The sequence below is a fragment of the Granulicella sp. S156 genome, assembly GCF_009766105.1.
Lineage (GTDB): Bacteria > Acidobacteriota > Terriglobia > Terriglobales > Acidobacteriaceae > Granulicella.
Map to the genome: position 1 here is coordinate 225897 of NZ_LMUH01000025.1, position 26723 is coordinate 252619.

The 26723-nt window shown below is 58.5% G+C and carries 21 protein-coding genes; 11 read left to right on the plus strand and 10 right to left on the minus strand.

Annotation, left to right across the window (positions count from 1 at the left end; genetic code table 11):
• Positions 1-61 precede the first annotated feature (61 nt).
• Together GSQ91_RS19760 and GSQ91_RS19765 are read right to left on the minus strand one after the other, a co-directional pair.
• On the minus strand, positions 62-694 hold the full coding sequence (locus GSQ91_RS19760; RefSeq protein WP_158823473.1) for an NAD(P)H-binding protein: 633 nt from the start codon (positions 692-694) through the stop codon (positions 62-64).
• Positions 695-842: 148 nt separating this feature from the next.
• Positions 843-1673 carry an SDR family NAD(P)-dependent oxidoreductase gene (locus GSQ91_RS19765; RefSeq protein ID WP_158823474.1) on the minus strand — a complete coding sequence of 277 codons (831 nt, stop codon included), beginning with the start codon at positions 1671-1673 and terminating at the stop codon, positions 843-845.
• 100 nt (positions 1674-1773) lie between these two features.
• Between GSQ91_RS19765 and GSQ91_RS19770 the strand changes: the two genes are divergently transcribed.
• Together GSQ91_RS19770 and GSQ91_RS26295 are read left to right on the plus strand one after the other, a co-directional pair.
• On the plus strand, positions 1774-2430 hold the full coding sequence (locus GSQ91_RS19770) for a TetR/AcrR family transcriptional regulator (RefSeq protein ID WP_158823475.1): 657 nt from the start codon (positions 1774-1776) through the stop codon (positions 2428-2430).
• 237 nt (positions 2431-2667) lie between these two features.
• Positions 2668-3132 (plus strand): DinB family protein, encoded by a 465-nt coding sequence (locus GSQ91_RS26295; RefSeq protein WP_158823476.1) that lies wholly within the window; start codon positions 2668-2670, stop codon positions 3130-3132.
• Between the two features lie 192 nt (positions 3133-3324).
• On the opposite strand, the gene GSQ91_RS19780 is transcribed toward GSQ91_RS26295, so the two are convergent.
• Both GSQ91_RS19780 and GSQ91_RS19785 read right to left on the minus strand, forming a co-directional pair.
• Entirely contained in the window at positions 3325-5976 is a 2652-nt protein-coding gene (locus tag GSQ91_RS19780) for an ABC transporter permease (protein ID WP_254064742.1), read from the minus strand.
• Between the two features lie 29 nt (positions 5977-6005).
• Positions 6006-6335, minus strand: a complete 330-nt coding sequence (locus GSQ91_RS19785; protein ID WP_158823477.1) for a PadR family transcriptional regulator — start codon at positions 6333-6335, stop codon at positions 6006-6008.
• 181 nt (positions 6336-6516) lie between these two features.
• Between GSQ91_RS19785 and GSQ91_RS19790 the strand changes: the two genes are divergently transcribed.
• From GSQ91_RS19790 to GSQ91_RS19805, 4 genes are all read left to right on the plus strand, one after another.
• Positions 6517-9234, plus strand: coding sequence for a PD-(D/E)XK nuclease family protein (locus tag GSQ91_RS19790; RefSeq protein WP_158823478.1), 2718 nt, complete (start codon positions 6517-6519; stop codon positions 9232-9234).
• A 240-nt stretch (positions 9235-9474) separates the two neighbouring features.
• The gene (locus GSQ91_RS19795; RefSeq protein WP_158823479.1) at positions 9475-12996 is read left to right on the plus strand and encodes an exodeoxyribonuclease V subunit beta; all 3522 of its coding nucleotides are present in this window, start codon (positions 9475-9477) and stop codon (positions 12994-12996) included.
• Positions 12997-13113: 117 nt separating this feature from the next.
• Entirely contained in the window at positions 13114-13476 is a 363-nt protein-coding gene (locus GSQ91_RS19800; protein ID WP_158823480.1) for a response regulator, read from the plus strand.
• 145 nt (positions 13477-13621) lie between these two features.
• A complete protein-coding gene (locus GSQ91_RS19805; protein ID WP_158823481.1) occupies positions 13622-15394 on the plus strand; it encodes an ATP-binding protein in 1773 nt (590 codons plus the stop codon).
• A gap of 60 nt (positions 15395-15454) precedes the next feature.
• Here GSQ91_RS19805 and GSQ91_RS19810 read toward each other — a convergent pair whose 3' ends face one another.
• From GSQ91_RS19810 to hemW, 3 genes are all read right to left on the minus strand, one after another.
• Positions 15455-16621 (minus strand): hypothetical protein, encoded by a 1167-nt coding sequence (locus GSQ91_RS19810; protein WP_158823482.1) that lies wholly within the window; start codon positions 16619-16621, stop codon positions 15455-15457.
• Positions 16622-16826: 205 nt separating this feature from the next.
• On the minus strand, positions 16827-17864 hold the full coding sequence (gene ltaE / locus GSQ91_RS19815) for a low-specificity L-threonine aldolase (protein WP_158823483.1): 1038 nt from the start codon (positions 17862-17864) through the stop codon (positions 16827-16829).
• Positions 17865-17949: 85 nt separating this feature from the next.
• A complete protein-coding gene (gene hemW, locus GSQ91_RS19820; RefSeq protein WP_158823484.1) occupies positions 17950-19146 on the minus strand; it encodes a radical SAM family heme chaperone HemW in 1197 nt (398 codons plus the stop codon).
• Positions 19147-19211: 65 nt separating this feature from the next.
• On the opposite strand from hemW, the gene GSQ91_RS19825 reads away from it, so the two are divergent.
• From GSQ91_RS19825 to GSQ91_RS19835, 3 genes are read left to right on the plus strand one after another with little or no spacing between them, the layout of a single operon-like run.
• Complete coding sequence (locus GSQ91_RS19825) at positions 19212-21209, plus strand: ABC transporter ATP-binding protein (protein WP_158823485.1); 1998 nt, start codon at positions 19212-19214, stop codon at positions 21207-21209.
• Between the two features lie 26 nt (positions 21210-21235).
• The gene (locus tag GSQ91_RS19830) at positions 21236-22333 is read left to right on the plus strand and encodes an ABC transporter permease (protein ID WP_158823486.1); all 1098 of its coding nucleotides are present in this window, start codon (positions 21236-21238) and stop codon (positions 22331-22333) included.
• Positions 22326-23000, plus strand: coding sequence for an ABC transporter ATP-binding protein (locus GSQ91_RS19835; protein WP_158823487.1), 675 nt, complete (start codon positions 22326-22328; stop codon positions 22998-23000). Before GSQ91_RS19830 ends, GSQ91_RS19835 begins: the two co-directional genes overlap by 8 nt.
• A 19-nt stretch (positions 23001-23019) precedes the next feature.
• Here the strand turns inward: GSQ91_RS19835 and GSQ91_RS19840 are convergent, their stop codons facing one another.
• Together GSQ91_RS19840 and GSQ91_RS19845 are read right to left on the minus strand one after the other, a co-directional pair.
• On the minus strand, positions 23020-23643 hold the full coding sequence (locus tag GSQ91_RS19840) for a flavin reductase family protein (RefSeq protein WP_158823488.1): 624 nt from the start codon (positions 23641-23643) through the stop codon (positions 23020-23022).
• Between the two features lie 162 nt (positions 23644-23805).
• Complete coding sequence (locus GSQ91_RS19845; RefSeq protein WP_158823489.1) at positions 23806-24414, minus strand: cytochrome P460 family protein; 609 nt, start codon at positions 24412-24414, stop codon at positions 23806-23808.
• 112 nt (positions 24415-24526) lie between these two features.
• Here GSQ91_RS19845 and GSQ91_RS19850 point away from each other — a divergent pair, with 112 nt between their 5' ends.
• Together GSQ91_RS19850 and GSQ91_RS19855 are read left to right on the plus strand one after the other, a co-directional pair.
• Positions 24527-25651, plus strand: coding sequence for a sensor histidine kinase (locus tag GSQ91_RS19850; RefSeq protein ID WP_158823490.1), 1125 nt, complete (start codon positions 24527-24529; stop codon positions 25649-25651).
• Positions 25648-26400 (plus strand): LytTR family DNA-binding domain-containing protein, encoded by a 753-nt coding sequence (locus GSQ91_RS19855; protein ID WP_158823491.1) that lies wholly within the window; start codon positions 25648-25650, stop codon positions 26398-26400. Before GSQ91_RS19850 ends, GSQ91_RS19855 begins: the two co-directional genes overlap by 4 nt.
• 79 nt (positions 26401-26479) lie before the next feature.
• Here the strand turns inward: GSQ91_RS19855 and GSQ91_RS25970 are convergent.
• Positions 26480-26723 (minus strand): TIGR03435 family protein (locus tag GSQ91_RS25970; protein ID WP_254064744.1); only part of this gene is annotated, 244 nt, incomplete at its 5' end.

The window sequence follows — 26723 nt, forward strand, 5'->3', positions numbered from 1 at the left end:
GGGGCCGGATTCAGAGGCTGTTACTCAGCACTATCAACCGATGTTTACTACGTTGCAATTCTCAGTTCATTTCTTCAGCGTAGATCCAACGACACCCGGCCTTTGCAACGGTGATTGCGTCAAGCAACGAAGCAGCAATGACATCTGCTGGATTGACATGAACTTTCTTCGGCAGGATCGGAGCTAAGAGTCGAAGAAGAGTCAACGCCGCGCCCTCAGCAGCCCTTGCTTCATTTCGCTCTCCGCCAATGAGGCTGGGTCTGCAGATTGTAAGCGATCGGAACCCTATTGCCTGGATATCCGTCTCCACCTCTCCTTTGGTTCGGTAGTAGAAACTCATGGAATTAGGAGATGCGCCCATGGCAGTCACAATTGCATATGTCTCTATGCCGGCAGTATGCGCGGCTTTGCCCAATGCAACAGGTAGTTCGTAGTCGACATAACGGAACGCTTCCTTCGAGCCTGCTTTTGCCTGGGTGGTTCCCAATGCGCATATGACCGCATCGGGCTTGTGCGACATCAGAACCGGAACAAGCTCCTCCAGCCGTGCCCCGACCGGGTTCACAAGTCTTTCGGTCAGTGGCAGCGGCTTCCGTGTTGGCGCAATCACCTTGGAAAAGGCGTCATTGGAGAGAGCGAGTTTCAGTGTCCGGCTCCCCACCAACCCGGTAGCACCCAGTAGTAGCAGTTTCATCGTCAGGATCTCCCATCCAATCGTTCTCACCTGTACTCATCTCACCCTCCGGCAGCGATGGCATCGATCGAGTTCGTCCCGATCCAGACTGCTCCCACAATCGCGAGACGGGTCTTGGCCCGCCGTGGCAGGCCAAGACCATGCAGCTTCAAGCAAGTTGCTCACCTTGAGCTGCGTTCGATACGGCTTCCCATTTTTTCCAGTTGCTCAACCGCGTCGCGTAGACCGCCCGGAACTTTGGGATCGTACTCGAACCGAGCACTAAGCGAAGTGGTGGCTCATTGGCGTCCACGACTTCGAAGATGGCTGCGGCGGTTGCTGCCGGATCACCAACATCCCCAGGTTTGAATGACGAACGAATGGCCTGACGTATCGGATCATAGGCCTCGATGACCGGCGGAGATTGCACCGCAGAGCGAAACTCGGTGGCGAATTGGCCCGGTTCCAGGATCGTGACTTTGATTCCGAAAGGAGCCACTTCGCCTGCCAGCGCTTCCGACATGGCTTCGATGGCAAATTTGCTGGCGGTATAACTTCCCCCGGTCGGGAAACCGATAACGCCGCCGATGCTCGACACCGTTATGATGTGACCGCTGCGCCGCGTCCGGAAGATCGGCAGCGCTGCCTGAATGACCGAGAGTGTCCCAAACACATTGGTCTCAAAGTTGGCTTTGACCTGCTCGGGCTCCAACTCCTCGATTGCCCCCATATAGCCGTAACCGGCATTGCACAGGATGACATCCAGGCGCTCGAAATGTACGAACGCTTGAGCGACCGCTTTGAACACCGCATCGCGATCCGTTACGTCGAGCGGTAAGACCAGAACAGCATCCCCGTAAGTCTTGACGAGTTCATCGAGCGTCCCCGGATTTCGTGCAGCAGCGACAACACTGTCACCGCGCTTCAGAGCCGCCTCCGCCCAGACACGGCCAAACCCACGCGACGCACCAGTGATGAACCAAACCTTTGACGACGACATAATAATAGAGCTCCTTACGCGACAGAATCGCACTGAGTGTAATTTATCGCACCGAGTGCAATATTGTCAAAAGAACTCCTATACCGTCAGACTGACTAAGGTGGCTAAGACAGAAAAAATCCCGAACGACCTGCGCGAACGCAAACGCCAGTTGACGCTTGACCGGATTGCCGAAATCGGTCTGAAACTCTTTGTCAAAAATGGTTATGAGGCGACGACGCTCGATGCGATTGCGGCAGCATCGGGAATATCGCGGCGCACGTTCTTCTACTACTTGAAGTCGAAGGAGGATGTTCTGCTGGCGCATGATAGCGGCAAGTTCGCGCCCGCCCTGCGTCCCACATTCCTCCAGCAATCGCCGAAGCAATCGCCTATCGCCGCTGCCCGGAAGACCTTCCTGGCCCTTGCCTCCACGTATGAGAGCAAGGAGTCCATCGTCGCGGACCGACTCCTGCGATCGATAGAAACGCTTCGCCTGCGCAAAGAGGCGCTTCTTGTTCAGGCAGAAGAAGTACTGGCTGATGCGATGTACGAATTGTGGCCAGATCAGACTCGGCGCCCTGCTCTGCGTATGGACGCCATGATGGCCATGGGTACGCTTCGGATTGCCAGAGAGAACTGGCGTCAGGAAGACGCGGCTCATCCGCTGACGCATTACATCGACAAGGCATTCGATCTTCTCGATCACAAGGCGGGCGCACTCATAGCAGCACAACCCCTTACGCGCCCATCACACAGCGCGAAGCGCAAACCGTGACGCTTTAGCGTCGCGCGACGGAGGGTAAGGGAGGCAATCGCCTTTAGGCTACGGAATAAGGCCACGCAAGAATCGGGCTTTGGCCCCGGACCTCTTGCCCGCACCATGCAAACCATTTGCTGTGGCAAGAACCTGAGGGGCTGAATTTAGAGGCTGTTACAAAACTATCCTCTCGGCAATCAACCCGCATGGATCAGCCGGCTTTTCATTACCAATCTTCAAAAGCTATGCTGTGTCATGGCCTCACCCCAACGGCAAATTAGATTCGATCATTGGGCAAATTCGCAGAGCCTGGAAGCAATCGTCACAGCGTCTCACGATCTGCCCGAAGCTCTCTCTCTCGTTGCGCATATCGTCTCAATCAGCCGCTTCTGGGCAGCTAGGGTTGAGGGTATGGCTGAGAAACTTGATCCATGGCCAACCCTAACAGTTCCCGAACTAGAGGCGGAACTACGACGGCTACGGGACCGTTGGTTGGGGCTTTCCAATTGCACTGCAATGGATGCGCAGGTGCGATACGAGAGCAGCGACGGAGAAAATCGCTTCAACCTTTTCAGTGAAGTTCTCCAGGAGGTGTTTCTGCACGGGGCGCACCACAGAGGACAGATTGCCTTTGTTCTACGCATGAAGGGTTTTGAACCTCCACGTTCAACGGACTTCATCCCTGCTCTTCGCACAAAGGCACTTCAAACGGGAACCTAGAGCAGTTCCCGTATAGGTGTATAGCGGGCCACAGGTCTATACGCTGTTTTTTCCCAAGAAAAACAGCACTCGCAGGGATTCTCCACCTCACATCCATACGGGAACTGCTCTAGTGACCGCGTTTAGATATCGAGAAACGCTTCAATATCTGGTGCTTCCCATAGGATCAGACCTGGCGAATCATCTCCGTGCTCATCCTTCCCGCAATAGCCGCGCCGGGTCGATGTGCAGCGTGCGCCGCGCCGGAATCCACGTCGCTACCACTCCTATCAGCAGCAATGCTGCGCACACGCTCAGCACCACCAGCGGATCGCTTGGTGTCGCAAAGACGCCTAGCCGGCTGACAAATCGGCTGCACAAAATCCCCCCAGCCATTCCCAGCAGCGATCCGAACACCAACAACAGCACAGGCCTCTCCAGCGCAGCGCGCAATACCTGGACCTGTTCTGCGCCCAGCGCGATGCGGATGCCCTGTTCCTTTTCTCGCTTCGAGGCCGAGTACGAAGCCATCCCGAATATGCCGGTCATCGCCAGTACCGCTGCCAGCATGCCCATCAATGCCAGCAGCAACGTCACGGCCCTCGGCATCGTCAGAGACAGATCAATGGATTCGCTCCACCGCCGGATGTGGAACGGGGTTGCCGGTGCCTCCCGCCGCAGCAGATCATGTAGCGCGGCATTCACCTGCTCTTCCGGCAGCACCGATCGCACAGCGAGCGTCGTGTTGGTCGTCAGATAGCTCCCTACGCCCTGCGCAAACGGCATCATCATCATGGCCTGTGGCTTCTCGCCGATCGAGTAGTACCTTGCGTTCGCCACTTCTCCCACGATCTCGTATTTTGCTGTATCCCACAGCGCGAACCGCTTGCCGATTGGCGACTCGTTCCCGTAGAGCTGCTTTGCGAACGTCTCGTTCACGATTGCCACGTTGGGGGTCGTTTTGTCGTCATGCCAGGTAAAATCGCGGCCGGTGATCAGCGGCATCTGCACCGTCTGCAGAAATCCCGGAGCTACCAGGAACGAGGTCGCCCCGAAGGCCATGTGCGCCGGAACGAATTCCGTCGTATCCCACTTGTAAACAAACCAGAATGCCCCGCCATTGCCGAACGGCACGTTGTCCGACAACGTTGCCTCGGTCACGCCGGGTATCGCCTGCGCCTCCGCGAGAATGTGTTTTTGCAGGGCGAGCGAGTTGTCGCCCGTATAGCCGGCCATATTCAGATCGCCCTGGGTAATCGTCACGCCCTCAGGTCGGAACCCCAGAGGGATATGCATGGCCTTTACCATGCTGCGCACCGCCACAGCCGATGCCGTCATCAGCAGGGTGCATATCGTGACCTGTGCCAGCAGCAGCACGTCGCGCAGTGCGAACCGCCGGAACGACTCCATACCAGCGGAGCCGCTCTTGATCGCCTCCACTAAATTCGTGCGCCAGATCTGCCGCGCTGGGAAGTGTCCAAAGAAGATTCCGCTCGCCAGCGATAGAGCCGCCGCGCCCGCATAGATCCACGCATCCGGCAGCACTGGAAGCCGCACCGGAAAATCCGCGAACGGCTGCCAGGTCGTCAGCCACCCCAGCAGAAGACGCGCCGCCAGCGATCCTGCCAGGCCTCCGGCCAGCGAAATGATGATGGTTTCCGTCAGCAGTTGGCGGAACACGATCCAGCGGCTGGCGCCGATTGCCATCCGCATGGCCAGCTCGCCCGCGCGGTCGGCGGCCCGCGCCGCAAAGATGCTCGCCAGATTAGTGCATGCAGCCAGCAACACCAGCCCCGTCAGCAGCATGATGCCGAGCAGCCCCTTCTTCGTCGGATCGTTTTCGTCCCCGGCCGGTCCCGGCTCCCGCAGCCGGAGGACCAGCCCCTCGTCCTTGTGGTCGATGCGGCCCATCTCTGCGGCCACCGTGTTCAGGCTCTCCGTCGCCTGCGACGGCTTCACTCCCGGCTTCAGCCGCCCCATCACGATAAAGCTATAGTGATCGCGACAGCAGAAGTCGCTCCAACCCGTCACCTGCTCGGCATTCGTCACCGGCATCCAGTAATCCGGCCAGAAGAAGACATCCGTACCGCGAAATCCCTCACGCGCCACTCCGATCACTGTGAACGGATGCTGGTTCAGCTTCACCATCGTGCCAAGCACGTTCGGATTCGCGCCGAACTGCCGTCGCCAGAAGTCGTAGCTTAGAACGATGTACGGAGCCGATCCCAAGCCTTTCTCGTCCGCCGCATGGAAGAAATGCCCCAGCGCCGGCTGCACACCCAGTACGTCGAAGTAGTTTCCCGATGTGGTGTATCCCCACGAGCGCACCGTTCCCTGATCGATCTGCATCCCCGCCGAGAGCGCCTTGTAGGCCAGCATTCCGCCGAACGATGTGTCGCGATCCCGGAGATCGCGATAATCCGGATACGCATGCGTGTCGCCGCCGCTCGCCCCGCGTCCGATTTGATACAAACTCTTCGGGTCGGGCACGCCGAGCGGCCGCAGCACCAGCCCGTTCAGCACGCTGAAAACAACGACATTCGCCCCGATGCCCAGCGCCAGCGTGATAATCGCTGTCAACGCAAAGCCCGGCGCACGGATCAGCCTCCGCATGCCGTGGCGCACATCCCGCCAGAGGCCCTCCGCCACCGACTCCCACCCCGCCGACCACACCTTCTGCCGAACCGCCTCTGCACTGCCCGTTTCGACGCGAACCGCCCGCTCCGCGGTTTCGCGAGACATGCCGTTGCGCATCTTTTCGGCAACGGATGCCTCTTCGAAGCTGCGCAACTCTTCGGCGATCTCTGCGTTTCGATTGCCGTGCCGCAGCAGCGCCCGCAATCCATTCATAATCTCGCTCAGCATGATGCTCTCCTTACGCTCTTCGAACGAGCTCAGGCTTCCAGAATCCGATGGATCGCAGCGATCTGTTCGCCCCATTGCCGCCGTTCCTGCTCGAGCGCCGCGCGGCCGGCCTTCGTCAGCACGTAATACTTCGCCCGCCGGTTGTTATCCGACGCCCTCCACTCCGACTTCACGTGACCTGCGCGCTCGATACGGCTCAGCGCCGGCAGCAGCGACCCCGGATTCACGCGAAATACTCCTCCGCTGATCTGCTCGATGCGGAGGGCTATGCCGTAGCCGTGCAGCGGCTCCAGCGCCAGAGTCTTCAGCACCAGCATCTCCAACGTTCCCTGCACTAGGTCCTGGTTCTTATCGCCCATCCACTTACACCTCTCGATTGTCTAGATGAATATCGCGCGCACCTCTAGATTGTCAAGAGGTAAACAGACGGCGCTCAGGGCAATCGCATTTGGAATTTGCGGTATGGGCGGTAACCCGTTGGAGAATGGAGTGCCCTCTTCCACACGAGGACACCGAGCTACACTCATCTTTGGCCGATCAATGCCCTTGTCCACCCCAACCTCAACGATCCTCGACGCTCTAACAGCTGGCGATCTCATCGTCACGCCGAGCGAAGCCGCCTCTCGCGGCCTGCGCCGAGCCTTCGACGCGAGCCAGCGGGAACGCGGCCTGCAGGTCTGGGAGCCCGCGCACGTCCTCTCCTGGGGGCAGTGGCTCGACTCCCTCTGGAGCGAGCTCATCGTCACCGGCGCCGACACTCGCCTTTTATTGAACGAGGCCCAGGAGCATGACCTGTGGCGAGAGGTAGTCTCAGGCACTCGCGAGGGCGACGAAACCACCCTCGGCTCGGCCGACTCTCTAGCCGACATGGCTCGCCAGGCCTGGAACCTCGCCAATGCCTACGGCGCAACACCGCGCCTGCGAGCCTTTGCCACCACGCACGATGCCCGCACCTTTGCAGGCTGGGCGGAAACCTTCGAGCGCGGTTGCGAACAGCGCGACTATCTCTCTCGCGCCGCCTTGGAAACCACCCTGCGACAACACATCGAGACCGGAAATCTTGCGGCTCCGGCACGCGTTACTCTGGCAGGCTTCGGAGATTGGGTTCCCGCACAGACGGAATTACTCGACGCCATGCGCTCCGCCGGCTCAAGCCTCGTACAACATGCCCTGGAAACTCAACCCCAGCCCGATGCGATACGAGTGGTCGTGCCCGCGGACAATGAACAAAACGAGCTGCTCGCCATCGCTCGCTGGGTTCGCAGCTTTATCGAACGACGGCAGGCTAAAGGTCAGAACGCACACGTCGGCGTCCTGCTGCCGGACGTCGAAACAGATCGCCCTGTGTTAGAGGCCATCTTTCGCGAAGTCCTCGCACCGGAGCTTCAGCAGATCGGCGTCGATCTCTCATCAACCCCCTATGAGTTCGCCGGCGGCAAGTCGATATCTTCCCTGCCGATGATCGCTGCAGTACTTGATCTTGCTCGCTGGACACAAGCCCCTCTGGAGCTCGGCAAGGTAAGTGCACTGCTGCTCTCGCCCTATCTCGGATCGCTCGACGGCCTGAGTCAAAGCGCACAGTTCGACGCCTACGATCTGCGCCAGGCCAAACTACTGCGTCCCGAGATAGACCTCCCCTCGCTCCTCTATCTAGCGCAGCGATCGAACCATGGCGCAGCACCGCTTGCATGGCTGCACCCCTTAAGCGCGTTCCTTAAGAAGAATGAAACCCGCAGCACCCCGCGCAGCTTTGCCGACTGGGCCGAGTTCCTGCGCAGCCTCGCCAAAGCGGCGAACTGGCCCGGCGAGCGCCCGCTGACAGGCGACGAGTTTCAGGCAACAACAGCCTGGGACCATCTACTCGATCAGCTCGCGACTCTCGATTTCCGAGGACGCCGCGTGCCCTTTGCCACGGCCCTTCGTGCTCTGGAACGCCAGGCGAACGCTGCTGTCTTTGCGCCACCCTCCAACGATGCCCCCGTGCAGATAATGAGCCCTGCCAACGCACTCGGAATGACCTTCGATGCTTTGGTCTTTGCACGTGCGACCGACGAGAATTGGCCCCTCGTCGAACGCACCAATCCCCTGCTTGGCTGGGGATTGCAGGTCAGCCTGGCGATGCGCGGCACTAGCCAGCCCCGCGCCACCGAGCGAGCGCATCATGCGATGGACCGCCTGCTGGCCAGTACCAGCGATGTGCTCTTTACCTATGCCACTGAAAACGCCGACGGTCTGCAGCGTCTCTCACCCGCCATCGCAGACCTCGGCTGGCCGCAGATAGAAGCTCGCAACCTCAATCCGCCAGACACATCACCATTACAACTACAAGTAGACCTCGTTGAAGACCTCGCTCCCCTGCCGCCGCTTCCCTCATCGAAGGTACGCGGCGGCGCACGCGTGCTGCAGTTGCAGGCAGCCTGCGGCTTTCGAGCCTTCGCTGAGATGCGCCTGGGAGCCTCCGAACTCGAATCCAGCAACGCCGGCTTCGACGCTCGAGAAAGCGGCAGCCTCCTGCATAACGCTCTCAATCGCTTCTGGAAAGAGGTTCAAACGCAGGCCACACTGCAAGCGATGCCGCGCGAAGCACGCAAAGATCTGCTGAACCGCTGCATCGCAGAGTCCATCGATAAAGACCTCAACATCCAGGGGGTATGGGATGAGGCCTACGTCTCCCTCCAGAAAGAAAGGTTGCAACGGCTTCTGCTGCAATGGCTCGACAAGGAACTGGAGCGTGGTTCGTTCCAGGTACAGCATCTCGAGCACGACGAGTTCATCGGCATAGGCCCGTTGGATCTGAAGCTGCGCATCGACCGTCTGGATCTCGTTAATGACGGCGTCTTTCTCGTCGACTACAAGACCAGCTACTCTTCAGACCCCAGGAACTGGCTCGGCGAACGGCCCGACGAACCCCAGCTTCCGCTCTACGCCCTGCTTCCCGATGCCGGCGAATTAAAGGGATTGGCCTTCGCCAAAGTACGCCCCGGCCGCGACATGAAGTGGCTCGGTTATCAGGATACGGAAGGCTTGATTCCTGGCACTCCTGCAAAGACCGTCATCGACATGCAGCGCCAGGTCGAGGAGTGGCGCACAACATTAACGACCCTGGCAGAAGACTTCGCCAACGGAGCCGCAGCCGTTCATCCCAAGGACTACCCAACAACCTGCATTCACTGCGCCCAACGCCTGCTCTGCCGCCTCGATCCAACAACCCTCCTCACAGCCAACGAAGATAGCGAAGAAGCAGAGGAGGACAACTAAGCATGCGACTGAACGATAAATCACCTTTGCCCCTGCCGCGGCTTTTGCTTTTGTCATTGCTTCTGTCGTTGTCGTTGCTTTTCTGGTTGTCATTCCCGCAGGGAATCTGCTTCTGTCTTTGCTTTTGCTTTTGCTTTTCTGGTTGTCATTCCGAGCGCAGCGAGCGAACCTGCTGTCTCCCGTTTTTCGTTCGCAGCTCCCAGAAAGCATGCACCCCACAACTGGAAGGACACGCTGCACATGCCTAACGTCCTCCAGTTCCCCACCCAACACTCCGACGCCGAAGCCCGCACAAAAGCCCTCGACACCAAAGCCTCATGGATCGTCGAAGCCCCTGCAGGCTCCGGCAAAACCGGCCTGCTCATGCAGCGCTACCTCAAGCTGCTGGCAGAGGAAGGCGTCGAGCAACCCGAAGAAGTGCTCGCCATCACCTTCACCCGCAAAGCCACAGCAGAGCTGCGCTCACGCATTCTCGAAAAGCTGGAAGACGCACACCACAACACAACAGTAGACAGCCCCTTCGAGCAAGAAACCCGCGAGGTCGCGCAAGCAGCACTGGCGCGCGGCGCAACACTGGGCTGGGGGCTGCTCGAGAACCCGCAGCGATTGCGCATCCGCACCATCGACTCCGTCTGCGCGGAGATAGCAAGCACCCTTCCGCTGCTCTCCGGCAGCGGCGGCACACGCACCCCCGTAGAGGATGCCGAGCCTCTTTACCGGCTCGCCGCCCGCCGCACGCTGATGCAGCTCGGCGGCGCCGATGCAGCCCTGCACTCTGCACTACGCACCGTCCTCCTGCATCGCGATGGCAGCCTGAGCGACTGCGAGACGCTGCTCGCCAGAATGCTGGCCGCCCGCGAGCAGTGGGGAGAGCTGATCCCTCTGGACCGCGCCTCTCTCGACGACGCGGCCCTGGACAACGAGGTGCGCCCCAGGCTAGAGAGCGCTCTGGAAAACATCGTCTGCGCCGGCCTAACCCGCGCCGCTCAAGCAATGCCGCAGGGACTGCTGAACGAACTCACAGCTCTGGCCTCGAGCATGGCCTACGTCCCGGGATACACCGGCAACGCATCGCCGATCGCCATCTGCGCGAACCGTACTGCGCCTCCTGAAGCAAAGGCCGATCACCTGGAGCACTGGGTCGCTCTGATTCATCTGTTGTTGACCAAAGAAGATTGGCGCAAGACCAGAGGCATTAACGACAGAAATCTCGGCTTCACTCTTTCCAAGTTCGAGAAAGAACAACTGGGCCAACTGATCGAAACCATCCAGCACGATCGTCTGCTGACAGCGTTCCAGGCGGTCCGCGCACTGCCGCCTGCGCGCTATCCCGACGAACAATGGGAGGTCGCAAAAGCACTCTTTCGCCTCCTGCTTCATGCTCTCGCAGAGCTCAAGGTGCTCTTCGCCGAGCGCGGCGAATGCGACTTTGCCGAACTGGCACTCGCCGCCCGCGAAGCCCTCCGCGCCGACGATGGCCCCGCAGATCTTGCCGGCTCCTCCGGCGCAACGCTGCGGCACCTGCTCGTCGACGAGATGCAGGACACCTCGTCGAGCCAGTACGAACTCATCGAACTGCTCACCCGCTCCTGGGATGGTCACAGTCAGACGCTCTTCCTCGTCGGCGATCCCAAGCAGTCGATCTACCTCTTTCGCCAGGCGCGCGTCGAGCGCTTCATGCGCACCATGCAGGAAGCGCACCTCGGCGACGTCCCCGTCGGTGTTCTGCACCTCACCTCAAACTTCCGTTCGCAGGCCACGCTGGTAGACAACTTCAACAGCGACTTCAGCCGCATCTTTCCCGGCAAAGAAGCCCACATCTCCAGCGAAGCCGTCGATGTGCCCTTTGTCGCCGCTACTGCCATACGCTCCAGTACCGCGAGTCAAGGCATCGTCTGGCATACAACAGTCCTCGAAGACGATTCGCAGCGCGACGAGGAAGCTGGCCACGTGCGGCAGATCGTCGAGCGCTGGCAACAGACACCTCTGCCCGAGGGCCGCACCACTCCGTGGCGTATCGCCGTTCTGGCCCGCGCACGCCGTCATCTCGCGCCCATCGTCGCGGAGTTCCAGCGCAACGAAGCCGGACTTTCGCCGATTCCCTTTCGCGCCGTGAAAGTCGAAGCCCTGAATGAGCGCTCAGAAGTCCTCGACGTCCTCGCTCTCACACGCGCTCTGCTGCATCCCGCCGACCGTGTCGCATGGCTGGCTGTGCTGCACGCCCCGTGGTGTGGCCTGGGCCTCGCCGACCTGCTCGCGCTCACAGGAGAAGCCGCCTCCGCAACTCCAACCGACACCATTCCCACCCTGATCGATGCGCGAGCACAATATCTCAGTGAAGAGGGCCGCGCACTGCTAGCGAGTGTAGGTCCTATCCTGCAAACCGCGCTCGGCGAATCCGGCCGCGGCGAGATCGCCGTGCGCGTCGAACGTACCTGGCGCACGCTGGGGGGAGACGTCTTTCTTCGCCCCAATCAACTCGCCAACGTGCAGCGCTTCTTTGCTCTGCTTCGCGAGCAGGAACAGCCCGGCGGCTGGATCGACCTGCGAGCGCTCAAAACCAGGCTGGAAAAGCTCTTCGCCGAACCACTCAGCGGCGAAGTCGCCGTGGAACTGATGACGATCCACACCGCAAAGGGCCTGGAGTGGGACGTTGTTATCGTTCCCTCCCTGGAGAAGCGCGGTCAGGGCTCCCGCAGCGACCTGCTCAACTGGCTGGAGCTGGACGGCGATGACACAGCAGGTCCTTCCATCGTGCTGGCCCCCATCTACGGCAAGGGCAGCGACCCCGACGATCTCTATAAATGGTTGAACAAAATAAGAAGCGCCCGCGAGGAGGCCGAACGCAAACGGCTCTACTACGTCGCCTGCACCCGCGCCCGGGAAGAACTGCATCTCTTCGCCACCTGCGAGCGCACCTCCAAGGGCGAGATCAAACCACCCTCCGGAACCCTGCTCTACTCCTGCTGGCCCGCGGCCCAGGAGCACTTCGAGACATCCAACCTCGATAAGTCCATAATTCAATCGCTTGAATTAGAAATAGTTAAAGAAAAGTCAGCAGCACCCACTTCCCCTCTTCTGCAACGCTTTACTGCAGACTCCAACATCCTGCACCGCTTTGAGCAAGCCGCCGAACACCGCCTTCCCTACCTCCCCGCCTCCGCTCTCCGCCAGACCCCTAACTTCGAACGCCCCGAAGGCTCGTTCACCGTGCGAGCCTTCGGCAACGTGGTGCATCGCTTTCTGCAGGTACTGGCTGTCAGACTGGCCAATGGCTCTACCGCCGACAAGTTGCTGACCGAACTCCCCTCCTGGGAGCCACGTCTATTAGCCAGCCTGCGCGGAGAAGGCCTCTCACCGACACTGTGTCAGCGAGAAGCAACACGAGCGCTCCAAGCCCTGATACAAACTCTTAGTGACGACATAGGACACTGGATTCTCTCCCCACAACCAGGCGCAATCAGCGAGCGTGCCCTTACATTTGCCGCTCCCGAAGCCTCGATACTGCGTGTCGACCGTACATTCCTGGGGGGCGCAACACCACTGTCGAAAGAAGACAGCTTCAGATGGATCGTCGACTTCAAGACCACCGACCCGGGTTCCCGCTCAGCGGAGCGTTTCGCCGACGATGAGCGCGCGAAATACAGCCCGCAAATGGAAAGCTACGCGGCTGTCTGCAGGTCTTTGCCAGAGGGCAACAAACCGATCATGCTCGGACTCTATTACCCGCTCATTCCTCGATTGATCCACTGGCAAGCCTGACTCCGCTGAAACGCTTCATCGAAAGTGTGCTGACAAAGCAAATCCCCTCAACGATGAAACGACGGAAGCGGTGTTATCCTTTCCGCAGTTGCTTCGCATGCATCTGGAGGGAGAACTATGCCGCAATCTCGCCGCCTGGTGCTGTGCGTCGATGATGAAGCGGTCGGACTCCAGGTACGCAGGATGATCCTCGAACGCTCCGGATATTCAGTTTTGACGGCGCATGATGGGCCAACGGGCCTGAAAGTGTTTGCCGAAAATCCGATCGAAGCCGTAGTCCTGGACTATGCGATGCCCGGAATGGATGGAGGCCAGGTCGCCGCTCAAATGCGCGAACACAAACCTCAGGTTCCTATACTTTTGCTCTCGGCTTACATGTCGCTTCCAGCCGACCTCTCAGGTCTGGTCGACATCTCCATGACCAAAGGCGAAGGGGCGCCTGTACTGTTGCAGAAACTGGATAGCCTCTTCTCTAACTAGAGCGATTTCACCGTCCCCGTGGCCTTGTGAAAGTTATGCGGCATGGTTTTCGTTTAGCTGAAAACCTGGCAAATCTCTTCTGCGTCCTTACACACCTGCTGCAAAACGGCTCGTGCCGTGCGAAACTCGAGAGACCCCATCTACCGTGAATCTGAGCCAACTCAATCGGGTGCTGTTGCAGACGCTGCTGATCCCAGTGGTAGCGCTCATGTTTGTCGCCGCCATCCTCTTCCTGCAGATCCAAAGCGCGGAGCGGACAGTCGTTCAGATGCAAAAGACGGGTAACAACATCGCTACGGCAACACTAGCCTCTGCACTGATAGTCAATGAGGAGTCCGGCCTGCGCGGCTATCAGATCACCTCCAACGAGATCTTTCTACAACCGTACGACTACTCCCAGGCGCCGCTCGACAGCGCCCTTCAGGACCTCAGGGAGGGATTGTCGCAACAAGGCAGCGATCCTCGCGACGTCGACAACTTCATCGTGGCGCACAATATCTGGCGCAACTCTTTTGCCGCGCCTTTGATCGCGGCGACACATGCCGGACAGAACACCCACGACTCCGGCCTGAATCTGCGTGGCAAAGCCCAGATGGACGCGCTCAGGGAGAGGCTCAACAGCATCATCGAAGGGCAGAAGACACAACGCACCCTGGTCGTAGAGACATGGCAACGACAGGTACGGGAAACGCTGGAGATTCTCGTAGCCCTGGCCTTGATCATCGGTCTTGCGATCGGCTTCTTTGCGCGCAGCCGTCTGCATCGGGTGTCCGACGCCTTCCAATCCACTCTGGAGTCGTTACGCTTCAACGCCCATCGCACATTTGAGTCGGAACAACGCCTGCGCACCACACTCACGTCCATAGGTGACGGTGTAGTCGTGTGCGACGTGGACGGCAGAATTGAGTTACTCAACTCCGCCGCGCAACAACTCACGGGCTGGAGCCAGGCCGATGCCTTCCGTCAGCCCTTGGAAGACGTCTTTCGCATCGTGGACGAGACCACGCGCGAGCCGCTGGAGACACCCTTTGCGGTAGTCAAACGTCTCCAGCGCGTCGTCGGCCTGTCCAATCACGCGGTGCTTTTGGGTCGAGATGGAAGTGAGCTCTACGTCGACGATAGCGGGGCTCCAATTCACGACCGCTCTGGAAAGCTGGTCGGCGTTGTCATGGTCTTCCGCGATATCACGGAGCAACGCCGATCACAGGCTGCCTTGCTCGCCACGGAAAAACTCGCAGTCGCCGGTAGGCTCGCCGCTACCCTGGCGCACGAGATTCACAATCCACTCGATGCTGTCGGTAATCTGCTGTACCTGATGCAGAGCGGCTCAAGCCCGGAGGAGTCGAGTCAGTTTCTCAAACTCGCCAGCCAGGAGCTCGACCGGGTTACGCAGATCAGCCGCGCCATGCTGGGAATGTATCGCGAGTCTAAAACGCCCGTGGCCATCGATGTAAAGGAGATGCTGGAAAGCGTCCTTTTACTGCTCAATCGCCAGATGAGCCAGAGCCAACTGGAAATACGCACAGACTTAGCGCCGGATGCTTCTGTCACGGGGTACCCCGTCGAACTGCGACAGGTCTTCGTCAATCTACTGACCAACGCAGCGGATGCCTCAAGCAAAGGCGGCATGATCGAAGTACGCACGAAACTGCGCCGTACCGGACCGAAAACTGGAAGCCGTCAAGCGGGTGTTGCCATCACGATCTCCGACAACGGCGCCGGAATTCCCGATGCCGCGATGCCCCAACTCTTTCAGCCTTTTTTCACCACCAAAGGCGAACACGGCACGGGGCTGGGCTTGTGGGTAAGTCATGGGATCGTCGAGAAACACGGTGGGACCATCGAAATCGAGAGCAGCACAAACGAACAGAATCACGGGACCCAAATCACCGTGTTCCTGCCTCGAATAGAAGGCTGAAGTGTGCAGTCTGCAGGAATCGGAGGCTTGCTGGAAAGCAAGCCCCCAGGAGTACAAAAACTACAGCAGCAAACGGACAGCGGCATCCGCTTCGAGAGCCATAATCTCGAGTGTTTGGAAAAACTGCCTGCTTTGGCCGATGAAAAGCCCACTGGCAGTGAGGCTTTTGACAGCCGCTACAGCGCCAGCAAATCGGTCGGTCAACGGACGAATGATCGCGACATGAGGGAGGTTGGAGTTGATGAATTCGCAAGGGACGGGAAAGATCAGGCTGGGCTGAACCAGACTCGCCGGCTGCAACGGTGGGTTATTGAAAAAATCCGGGAACGTCAGGCCGGATGTAGCATCGGTAAATGGAGCTATAGTCTGCTGCACTCCATTGCCCGCAAAATCAACCCATTCCAGGAAGTGGGCGATCTCGTCTCCACCGATGCCAAGGGTGATCTGAAGCACCTCGGGATCCGACACCTTTTGACTCATGGCTGCGTAAAGACTCGAGCCTCCCTGCTCGATCGCTCCAAAGTGAAAGGCAGCTACATTTGCGATCGCCTGAATGTGGTTATTGCCTTTAAAGTTGGGGTTAGAGACGCCGTTAAAATCGGCATCGGTTCTGGGAATCGCGGTAACGCCATTGAGCGTGATCGCCTGCGGAAAGGTCGCACCGAGGTCCGGATTCGTTGTGCTGCGGTAGCGCACGAACCAGCTGGTGTCGACGTTGAGATTCATGAGGTTCGTGAGGCGCAACTTGCCTGACGATCCCGTCGCCTTGCTTCCCGGCAAAGTCTCAAACTGGGTGAGGTCGACCGGCTCGGCTCCCCGCGACTTGAGATAGGCATTCAGAAAAGCAGCATGGCTCACTTCATCCAGAGTGTTGCTGGTGATGTATTGCGGGCCATCGGTATCGAGGTTCGACAACGCTATCTGATAGTTATTCAGCGGTGGATTTGGATTTTGATTTACCTCGATAGGCTGGTCATTGCCGATACCACCCAACTCCGCATACTGCGTCCAAAGATCCGCCTCGATCAGTTCTGCAGCTGCCAGAAACCGGAGAATGGCAGCATCGCCCGCACCGAGCTTGCCACCTAGCAGGCCTTGTGCCCTGGCCGGCGTTCCCTTTGCTAACAAACCGGCGCCCACTGTTGCTGCGCCTCCTGCCAGAAGTCCGCGTTTCATAAATGAACGGCGGTCAACTGGACGCTTGGTGTTGTTTACTGGATTTTCCATCGTCGCTTTACCTATCCTGATTTGGTGCAAAGATGGGTCTTTCCTCAAGAGGTGACCCGCCAATCACAATAGGCGCGCGCGATAACGATAGTTGTCAGCGAATTGTCAGATAAATGTCTTCGTGAAGCTAGAAAGTAAATTGATTAATTCAGCAATAAATCAACTTATTCCTTAGATATTCATGAAGAGGAGTTCGTCTATAGGTTTAGCTCAACAACGCTACAAGTGCAGTTGCACAAACGTCGCAGTCTGCGCGGCTTACATCGTAGTGAGTCACCAACCGCACATGATCTGGACCAATGGCACTCGAAAGAATGCCTTTCTCTTTTAACCTCGCAACAAGCACCGGCGCATCACCCTTATTACGTAATGCAAAGATGACGATGTTCGTCTGCACTGCAGCCAGGTCGATCTCCGCAGCCGAACACTTCGCAACCGTCTCGGCCAGAAAGCGCGCATTCGCATGGTCCTCTGCGAGCCGCGCAGTCATCTCCTCCAGAGCAATCAATCCAGCCGCAGCAAGCACGCCCGCCTGCCTCATGCCGCCGCCCAAAGCCTTGCGATAGATGCGTGCACGATCGATCGCCTCGCGACTCCCCACCAGGATCGAACCCACCGGAGCACCTAGCCCCTTGGAGAGGCAGAACATCACCGTATCGAACCCGCTTGTCAGCTCGGCAACACTCACTCCAAGCGCTGTAGCTGCATTGAAGACACGAGCACCGTCAAGATGCACCGGCAGCCCTGCCTCGCGAGCGCCCTGCCACACCTCGCGCAGCACAGGCAGTGGCGTCACCGTTCCGCCGGCCATGTTGTGCGTATTCTCGAGCGAGATCAAACCCGTCGCGGCGCGGTAATAGATCTTCGGCGCAATAGCCTTCTTGATCGCCTCCCAGGTCAATACACCACGGTCCCCCGCAACCGCTCGCGGCAAACAGCCGGAGAACGCTGAGACCATCGCCATCTCCCAGTCGAGCACATGCGAACGGGCCTCGCAGATCACCTCCTGCCCATGCTGCGTATGCAGGCGAATCGCAATCTGATTGCCCATCGTCCCCGTCGGCACAAAGATTGCGGCCTCACGCCCAAAGATCTCCGCCGCGCGCTGCTCCAGCCGGTTCACCGTCGGATCTTCGCCATAGACATCGTCGCCAACCTCGGCTGAGGCCATCGCCGCATACATTGCAGGCGTTGGCCGCGTTACCGTATCACTGCGAAGATCAATCAATCTCTTTCCTTGCATTGCTACAACTCCTCCATCTACTCAAAACTGAACCAAACTCGCAGCTGAACACCTCTAGGCTCGTAGCTCAAAGACTCCCCTGCACTCACACCAGTACCTTCTCCAGCAGATGCCCAAACACCTCATTCGACACCAACCGCCCGCGCAGCGTGAGCCGCCAGCGATCGTCCTCCGCCAGCATCAATTCCTCAGCAACCAACTCACGCACAGCTTCTTCGCACGGCACAACCAGCTCCGTCGCAAAACGCTCTCGCAAATCGTTGGTGGGAATACCCGCATTCATGCGCAACCCGAGAAAGATCGTCTCTTCAAACGCTTCTCTCTCCGCAACCAACACCACCTGTCCTCCACGCGAAGCAGGAACATAATCTTTGAGTTCATCGGGATTCGCAAACCGGACCGCCCCCTCCCCCCGCCGCAGCATCGAGTGCGCATCAAGGCCGAAGCCGATGTACGGCGCACGTTGCCAATATTTCTTATTGTGCCGCGACTGATGCTCGACGGCAGCGAAGTTGGAGATCTCATACTGCGTGAACCTGTGTTGCGATAGCATGGCACACGCCTGCTCGTACAGCGTTGCAGCAAGCTCTTCCTGCGGCACGCCGTGCGCATGAAAACGCTGCCCACCGGCAAGTACCTCACGACCCAGGCGAGAGTCTTCATCGATCTCCAGCATGTACACGCTAAGGTGTGTGAGTCCTACGCCGCTCGCGACAGCCAACGAGTGGTTCCAACTCTCGGCAGTCTGGTAAGGCAGCCCGGCGATGAGATCGGCCCCTACCTCAGGCAATCCCGCAGCCCGCAGCCGTGTAATCTCCCGCACGCACTCGCGCTCGGTATGCAGGCGGCCAACGGCAGCGCTTTCGCGATCCACAAACGACTGCACCCCGAGGCTCACCCGGTTCACCCCCAGGCCCATCGCCTCGTCGAGCAGGTCATCTGCAATCTGCCCCGGCGCGGACTCTAAGGTGATTTCAGCATCGCCAGCAACCTCAAAGTTTCGCCCCAATGCTGCAAAGATTGTCCGTAGCTGCGAAGGCGCCAGCAGACTCGGCGTACCGCCGCCAAAATAGATCGAGTCCACAAAGCGAGGCAGGTCAGCTCCAAGCCGTTCGGAGGTCACCCCAGCCGCATCGATCTCCTCGCACAGCATCCCAACGTAGCGGTCTATCGTCGCAGGTGACGAAACACCGGAGGCAAAATTACAGAAACTGCACTTTGCACGGCAAAAAGGCACCGAAATATAGATGCCAAGTGCGTCCGAAGCCGAATCGATCCTCACGCATCTATTCTTTCATGCGCCTGATTGCGAAGGTTTAGGATCTCGCACCGAATAGAATGGATTAGATGGCCGACGAACAGAAAAAGGCGGAACAGGCAGAGCAGACCGCACCGAAGCGCCCAGGTATAGACGACGATGTTGTCGGCAAAGCCTACGATAGCCGCCTCATGCGACGTCTCTTCGCCTACCTGAAGCCCTACAAGCTCCAGGCCGGCATCTCCGCAGTCGCCATCCTCATCAAGTCCGCCAGCGACGTCTTCGGTCCCTACCTCGTCAAGGTCGCCGTCGACACCTACTTCGCTCCCGCGCCCGGCAAAAAGCTGGGCTGGCTCGCCCGCCATCTCAGCCCTGACCCCGTTCGTGGCATGACGGAGATCGGGCTGCTCTACCTCGGCTCGCTGCTGCTGACCTTCGGTCTGGAGTTCGTCCAGACCTACCTGATGCAGTGGACCGGGCAGAAGATCATGTTCGATCTGCGCAGCCAGATCTTCCGCCACATCCAGCGCATGCACATCGGCTTCTTCGACCGCAATCCAGTAGGCCGCCTGGTCACGCGCGTCACCTCAGACGTCGACGCGCTCAACGAGATGTTCACCTCGGGCGTACTCGCCATCTTCGAAGACGTCTTCGCCCTCACCTTCATCGTCGTCATCATGCTGAGCATGAGCTGGCTGCTCGCGCTGCTCACACTCTCGGTTATTCCGGCGATTCTCTTCGCAACGCAGATCTTCCGCACCCATGTGCGCGAGAGCTATCGCCGCCAGCGCGCGGCCACCGCCAAAATCAACTCATTCACCCAGGAGTACGTCTCCGGAATGAGCGTGGTCCAGCTCTTCAACCGCCAGTCCCGCGCCTTCCACGACTTCTCTTCCGTCAACTCCGAGAACAAAGCTGCGTGGACTGACGCCATCTTCGCCTACGCGCTCTATTACCCGGTCGTAGAACTTCTCAGCTCCATCGCCATCGCGTTAGTCATCTGGCGCGGCGGCATCGCCGTCCTGCATGGGCAAACCGCCCTACAGCTTGGCGGTTTTCTGCATCCGGTGGTTACCGTCGGCATTCTCATCGCGTTCATTCAGTATGCGCAGCGCTTCTTCCGCCCCATCCAGGACCTCAGCGATAAGTACAACATCTTGCAATCCGCGATGGCTGCCGCCGAGCGCGTCTTCAAGCTGCTTGATACTGAACCCGAGATTCCCGTACTGACCAAACCAATCTCTGGCGACCGCAGCGGACGCATCGAGTTCCGCGATGTGTGGTTCACGTACCAGACCCTCACGCCAGAGCAGATGGAAAGTGTTGGATCGATGTCCGCGGAGGAACTCCGATGTTGTACGGACATCGAGTGGATACTCCGCGGTGTCAGCTTTACGATCGAGCCGGATATGACCGCAGCCATCGTCGGCCACACCGGCGCAGGCAAGACCACCATCACAGCGCTCATGATGCGCTTCTACGATGTGCAACGTGGAGCCGTACTCGTCGACGGCATCGACGTTCGAGAACAAGATCTCATCCCTCTGCGCAAACGCTTCGGTGTTGTCCTGCAGGACCCCTTCCTCTTCTCCGGCACCATTGCCCAAAACATCCGCCTGGGCTCAAGCTGGATCACCGACGACGAAGTAGCCAACGCCGCCGAAGAGGTCAACGTCGCCGACTTCATCCGCACACTCCCAGCACAGTTCGCCGAGCCGGTGCTGGAACGAGGCTCGACTCTCTCCACCGGCCAGAAACAGCTCATCAGCTTTGCACGAGCGCTGGCGCACCGCCCGGGAATTCTCATCCTCGATGAGGCTACCAGCTCAGTCGACACCGAGACCGAACTGCGCGTGCGCCTCGCCCTCGAGCGCATGATCACAGGCCGCACCTCCGTGCTGATCGCCCATCGGCTCTCCACCATCCAGCGGGCAGACACCATCCTCGTCATGCACAAAGGCCAACTCCGCGAACAAGGCTCGCATCAGCAACTGCTGGCCATGCACGGCCTCTACTACAAGCTCTACCAATTACAGTACAAAGATCAGGAACTTGGGACTCCCCTCTCTGAAACGGCAACCGTCTAGAACGATACCCGTTAGAATTGATTTGATTGCTCAATAAACTCACCTTCGCCAACCTCGCGCACCGCCCTGTCCGCACAGCATTGAGCATCCTTGCCATTGCCGTAGAGGTAACCATGATCCTCACGCTGGTAGGGGTGAGCAACGGCACGCTGCATGAGTCCGCTCGTCGCGCGCGAGGGACAGGCGCTGACATCTTCTTCCGTCCTCCTGGAACATCGGTACTCTCTTCCCTTAGTTCCTCCCCGATGAGCGATAAGCTGCCCGCCATTCTCGCCAACGAGCCCCATGTGGTTCTTGCAACCGGCACCATCGTTCAGCCCCTGGAGCTCTTTGACAGCATCACAGGTTTCGATATGGACCAGTTCGCCAAGATGAGCGGAGGGTTCCGTTTTGTACAGGGTGGCCTGCCTGTTCAAGATACTGACCTGATCGTGGACGAGCCCTATGCACGAGAAAAACATCTGCAGGTGGGCAGCACACTGAACCTTATCTCGCACCAGTGGCGCGTATCCGGGATCTATTTACCTGGCAAGGCCGCACGCATCTGCGTCAAGCTCGCAGTATTGCAGGACTTTACCGGCAATCCCCACCGGCTGAGCCAGATCTATCTGAAGATCGACGACCCTGATCGCGCACAGGCTGTGGTCGATGCCCTTCGGGCAAAGTATCCCGGCTACCAGATCTACACCATGGAGTACTTCACCTCTATGCTCTCGGTAAACAACCTAGGGCTGTTGCGTAACTTCACCTATGTCGTGATCGGCATCGCCATGATCGTCGGCTTCATTGTGGTCTTCATGGCAATGTATACAGCCGTTCTGGAGCGCACACGGGAGATCGGCATCCTGAAAGCGGTCGGCAGTTCTTCAGGCCTGATCCTCAGCATGCTGATGCGCGAGACCCTGCTGCTTGCGATTCTCGGCACCGTGCTGGGCATTCTGCTCACGTACTTCACGCAGTGGCTCATGCTGCACGTTGTCCCGAACAGTCTGGTGCAGGAGACAGTGTACGCGTGGTGGCCTATCGCGGCAGGCGTCGCCATCGTCGGCGCGCTGATCGGCGCCATCATTCCCGGCATCAAAGCAGTCCGGCAGGATGCCACGGAGGCGCTCTCCTATGAGTGAGACTCCTATCATTCAAGTCCGCCAACTCACTAAGACCTATCGCGTCGGTGACGTAGACGTGCAGGCTCTCCGCGGTGTCGACCTCGAAGTCTCCAGAGGCGAGTTCATTGCCGTTGTGGGGACCTCTGGTTCCGGAAAGTCGACGCTCTTCAACATCCTGGGCGGCCTTACTCCCCCAACCAGCGGAAGCGTCCACATCAACGGCAGAGATCTCTCGCACATGACGAACGCCGAGCGCACCAACCTGCGCAAGGACACAGTCGGGTTTGTCTTTCAGAAGTACAACCTGCTGCCCACGCTGTCAGCAGAAGACAACATCAAGATCGTAAAGTACATCGGCGGTCACGATACGGAGTTCGACGCCCCCTTCAAAGAGGTCTTGAACCTGCTTGGCATTGCCGACCGCCTGAAGCACAAACCCCGCGCACTATCGGGTGGTCAGCAACAACGAGTCGCCATAGCGCGCGCGATTGTGAATCGTCCGGCCATTCTGCTCGCCGATGAACCCACCGGCAACCTCGACAGCCAGAACTCCGCAGCGGTGCTCAAGCTGCTGAAAGATCTGAACGAGCGCTTAGGCCAAACCATCCTGATGATTACTCACGACGAAGAGGCCGCAGCCTATTCGCATCGCAGAGTGCATATGCGCGACGGACAGCTGCTATAGTCCGTTTCACCTTGCGCCGTTACTTCTCCGCACGGAAGGTCTTGCCTAGCTCTTCGTGCTCCAGCCGGAAATAATGGCGGAAGTTATAAATCAGCGGAGACCACTTCTGCGGATCGATATAGTTGCCCTCGGCAATCAGCTCGCTCGCGACGTGGACACGAACAATCTCCACCTCGGCCGCCCATCCGCCGCCAAGCTTTTCCAGCTTCTCCCCGTGCATCCGATGCAGCTTATTGACTCGTGCCTCCATCTGCACAGGACACTCCTTCGCCCGTGCTGGCTGCACAACCTCACTTACCAGTTGCGTCAAGCCCGCCACACCAAACTTGTCGCCCTCAAATCGAAACTGCTTCGCCTTCAACTCCGGCACAGGGTTCTTGCCGGTCAGCGGCGCCAGCTTTTCCACCTCGCGCCACATCTGCGGCGAAGGCAGATTCACCACGCACTCCCCATGACGCTCTAAGTTCTCCGCCGTCTTCGTCTCATCCAGCAATCCCAGCACCAGCGTCCACCCTAACGCCCAGAACGAAGACATCGGCGCCAGATTGGTACTGCCATCCTCATTCAATGAACTGATAAGCGCCACCGGTGTGCCAAAGTACAGTATCTTCGGTTCGATCGTGCGAAATTCCATCTCTGCCATTGCGTCTTAATCTCCCCCAAAAGACTTACCTGGAAGTAAGATGCACAATTCTTCCTTCGCCCTTCACCGGAATGGTGATTAGAGTGACTTTGCAAACCATATGCAATCGCAATAGCCCGAACCGCTGTTCGATTCACTCCTCAACCAGAGATCAACTGGCTGCTACTCGATAGGTTTTCCAATCTCTTTCAGATAAGCAGCAGCGAGTGTCCCCTTGCTCTTGGCAATCGGAAGCAGCGTTGGATAGAACTGAACAAACGTTGTGTCCACAGCTCCATGGGCCGCGTGGCAACTGTAGCAGTCAGCCGAAGTTGGGATCATCTTGGCGGTCTTGCCGTCATCAAAGCCGAAGAAGGCCCACTTCCCCGGAAAGCGCGCTTCGTCTTTAATGTGCACTTCAAACCCCATCGTAGTAGTGCTCTGGTAGTTTCCCTTCTTGTTGATCGACCCCCTCTCTTCCGCGCCGCGAACCTCAATCACGAACGTAGTTTTGTCGGGCCAGGTTCCTGTCTTTACAAAGGCCTTGTACGCCTCAGGATTTACAAAGACGTTGTCGAACATATGGTGGTCGCCGCCCTGCGCCGCTGGGAAGTAACTCATATCGAACCCGGAAGTCAGGTATACCCATTCCCGATAATGCTCGGGGAACTTAAGTTGAGAGTCGCTGGTATATTCCGGACTCGATCCTGGCGCTGCCGCATCTTCCTGGAAGTCGGCCATGGAAAAGAGAAACATCGCAACAAACAGTAGGGTCTTCACAGTGATAAGCATGGTTGCAGTATCCTTCCCGATTCGTTCGAGGGCCAGACCGTCCACTGCACAGCTCCGTGGATTCGCTGCATTCTGACCTTTGGGGGGGAGGGCTGTAGACTACGATCTCGATATGGACGCCAACGACATCCGCGCGAAGTCACACCCGTGGATATGGATTGCCGCGATCTGGTTCGGCTTCGGGCTGGTTGACGCGATACAGACGGTCTTTGCCATGCGCTCGGAAGGCATGCACCACGCCTGGGTAAAACTGTTTGTGACAACGGTTATTTCGTGGCTGCCCTGGGCCCTGGCAACACCGCTCGTACTGAGCCTCGGGCGTCGATTCCCACCCTTGAAACTGAGGCCCTTCGTGACATGGCTGGTGCACGCCGCCACCTGCACCTCCATCGGCCTAATCTTTGCCGCCTGGGCAACGTACCTGATTGGTCTGTTCAACCCGTATGCCTATCCTTCGGGACCGGGACCGTTCTTGCATCCTTGGCTCGACAAGTCCTGTAATGGGATTCTCTCCTCCCTGGTCCTGTACGCCGCCGTTCTCACGACTGGCCACATGTTGGACTCCAAAGCACGCCTGGCTCTTCAACAGACCGAAACCGCACGACTGAACGAGCAACTCTCGAAGTCTCAGCTCAATGCCCTTCGACAACAGATAGAGCCGCACTTTCTCTTCAATACGCTCAACGCCATCGCCGGTCTGGTACGCGAGAAAAGAAACGATGCTGCCGTGAGCATGATTGCAGGGTTGAGCGACTTTCTGCGCCGTGTCCTGGAGGGCTCCACCCAGCACCAGGTACCACTGAGCGAAGAGTTGGAGTTCACCCAAAAGTATCTGGACATTCAGAAGGTGCGATTTGCCGAGCGACTTCAGTTCAGTGTCGATATCCCCAGAGAACTCTATCCGGCTCAGGTTCCCAGCCTGATTCTGCAGCCGATGGTCGAAAACGCAGTCAAACACGGCATCGCGAAACGAGCGCAGGGAGGAACGATCCACATTGCGGCCTCTCACAGCAACGACAGGCTCACCCTGAGCGTTTGCAACGACGGCCCCAACCTGCCTCCAGACTGGGAGATCGCTCGCTCCGGCATCGGCATCTCCAACGTACGAACTCGCCTGCAAAGCCTCTATGGAGACGCCTTCGAGTTGAACCTGCGCAATCAGAAGACTGGCGGCGTGGAGGTATCAGTCTCCCTGCCCTTCCAGATGATCCCGTCTTCAGAGAGGGTTGACTCATGAACGCGGAAGAGTCTCGCCCCAAAATCTGCGTGCTGGTTGTAGACGATGAACCCCTCGCTCGCAGCAACCTTACAGTGCTGCTGCGGCTCGATCCGGAGATCGGAACGGTCCGTGAATGCGGGTCCGGCGCAGAGGCACTCGCAGAGATTCGCAACTCGAAGCCCGATCTGCTCTTCCTCGATGTTCAGATGCCGGAGTGTGACGGGTTTGATGTCCTCGAAATGTTAGGCGGAGATCTACCGCCCGCAGTCATCTTCGTCACGGCTTACGATCAATACGCATTGCGGGCCTTCGAAGTCGGAGCGCTTGACTACCTCTTAAAACCGTTCGACAACGTTCGCTTCGAACGAGCCCTCAGCCGCGCGAAGGAGAGGATCGCCAAGAGGCGAAGTTCGCCGCCAACGACAGAGTGGTTAGCCGTGAAAAGCGTCGGGCAGGTAGCCTTTCTGAAGATCTCCGAGATTGATTGGATAGAAGCCTCGGACTACTACTCCTGCCTGCACCTGGGAACGAAGACACATCTCCTGCGCCGCAGCCTGTCAGAACTCGATCAAGAGTTGGATCAAACCCTCTTCTGCCGAGTTCACCGTTCGACCATCGTTAAACTGGATCGGGTCCGCGGCCTGAAACTCAACGAGAGTGGCGAGTACGAGATACTGCTCGACAACGGAACCCAGCTTCGATTAAGTCGACGTTATCGCAAGCAACTGCAATCGCGCTTACGAGTCCACGGCTCGGACGGTCCTTGATCGTGGCACCGGTCTGGCTCAGGGCATCCTCGAAGAAGAAGCATGGCCAATCTTCACGGGAATTTTCTAGTGCGCAAGGTCAGTTGGCGGACGGCCGGCTGATCTGGTCGATGACAAGGCTTTCAATCGTTCCTTTGGCAGACTGGAGTTTGAGGCCGAGCTGTTCTTTGAGCACAGTAAAGAGCGATGGGTCGACGGAGTCAGGAGTCTCTTCTGGCGTCCATTCGATCTGAAAGTCGAAGTTGCCTTTGAGGTCGGTGTGGTCCTCGACGGGGCGGCCGACCTGGCGGCGAAGCGCGGCTGCAATGTCAGCCATCGACATC

Excerpts from the sequence above, each read along its gene's own strand:
- GSQ91_RS19760 (WP_158823473.1), bottom strand. The coding sequence starts at position 694 with ATGAAACTGCTACTACTGGGTGCTACCGGGTTGGTGGGGAGCCGGACA.
- GSQ91_RS19765 (WP_158823474.1), bottom strand. The coding sequence starts at position 1,673 with ATGTCGTCGTCAAAGGTTTGGTTCATCACTGGTGCGTCGCGTGGGTTT.
- GSQ91_RS26295 (WP_158823476.1), top strand. The coding sequence starts at position 2,668 with ATGGCCTCACCCCAACGGCAAATTAGATTCGATCATTGGGCAAATTCG.
- GSQ91_RS19780 (WP_254064742.1), bottom strand. The coding sequence starts at position 5,976 with ATGCTGAGCGAGATTATGAATGGATTGCGGGCGCTGCTGCGGCACGGC.
- GSQ91_RS19785 (WP_158823477.1), bottom strand. The coding sequence starts at position 6,335 with ATGGGCGATAAGAACCAGGACCTAGTGCAGGGAACGTTGGAGATGCTG.
- GSQ91_RS19790 (WP_158823478.1), top strand. The coding sequence starts at position 6,517 with ATGCCCTTGTCCACCCCAACCTCAACGATCCTCGACGCTCTAACAGCT.
- GSQ91_RS19795 (WP_158823479.1), top strand. The coding sequence starts at position 9,475 with ATGCCTAACGTCCTCCAGTTCCCCACCCAACACTCCGACGCCGAAGCC.
- GSQ91_RS19800 (WP_158823480.1), top strand. The coding sequence starts at position 13,114 with ATGCCGCAATCTCGCCGCCTGGTGCTGTGCGTCGATGATGAAGCGGTC.
- GSQ91_RS19810 (WP_158823482.1), bottom strand. The coding sequence starts at position 16,621 with ATGGAAAATCCAGTAAACAACACCAAGCGTCCAGTTGACCGCCGTTCA.
- ltaE (WP_158823483.1), bottom strand. The coding sequence starts at position 17,864 with ATGCAAGGAAAGAGATTGATTGATCTTCGCAGTGATACGGTAACGCGG.
- GSQ91_RS19825 (WP_158823485.1), top strand. The coding sequence starts at position 19,212 with ATGGCCGACGAACAGAAAAAGGCGGAACAGGCAGAGCAGACCGCACCG.
- GSQ91_RS19835 (WP_158823487.1), top strand. The coding sequence starts at position 22,326 with ATGAGTGAGACTCCTATCATTCAAGTCCGCCAACTCACTAAGACCTAT.
- GSQ91_RS19840 (WP_158823488.1), bottom strand. The coding sequence starts at position 23,643 with ATGGCAGAGATGGAATTTCGCACGATCGAACCGAAGATACTGTACTTT.
- GSQ91_RS19845 (WP_158823489.1), bottom strand. The coding sequence starts at position 24,414 with ATGCTTATCACTGTGAAGACCCTACTGTTTGTTGCGATGTTTCTCTTT.
- GSQ91_RS19850 (WP_158823490.1), top strand. The coding sequence starts at position 24,527 with ATGGACGCCAACGACATCCGCGCGAAGTCACACCCGTGGATATGGATT.
- GSQ91_RS19855 (WP_158823491.1), top strand. The coding sequence starts at position 25,648 with ATGAACGCGGAAGAGTCTCGCCCCAAAATCTGCGTGCTGGTTGTAGAC.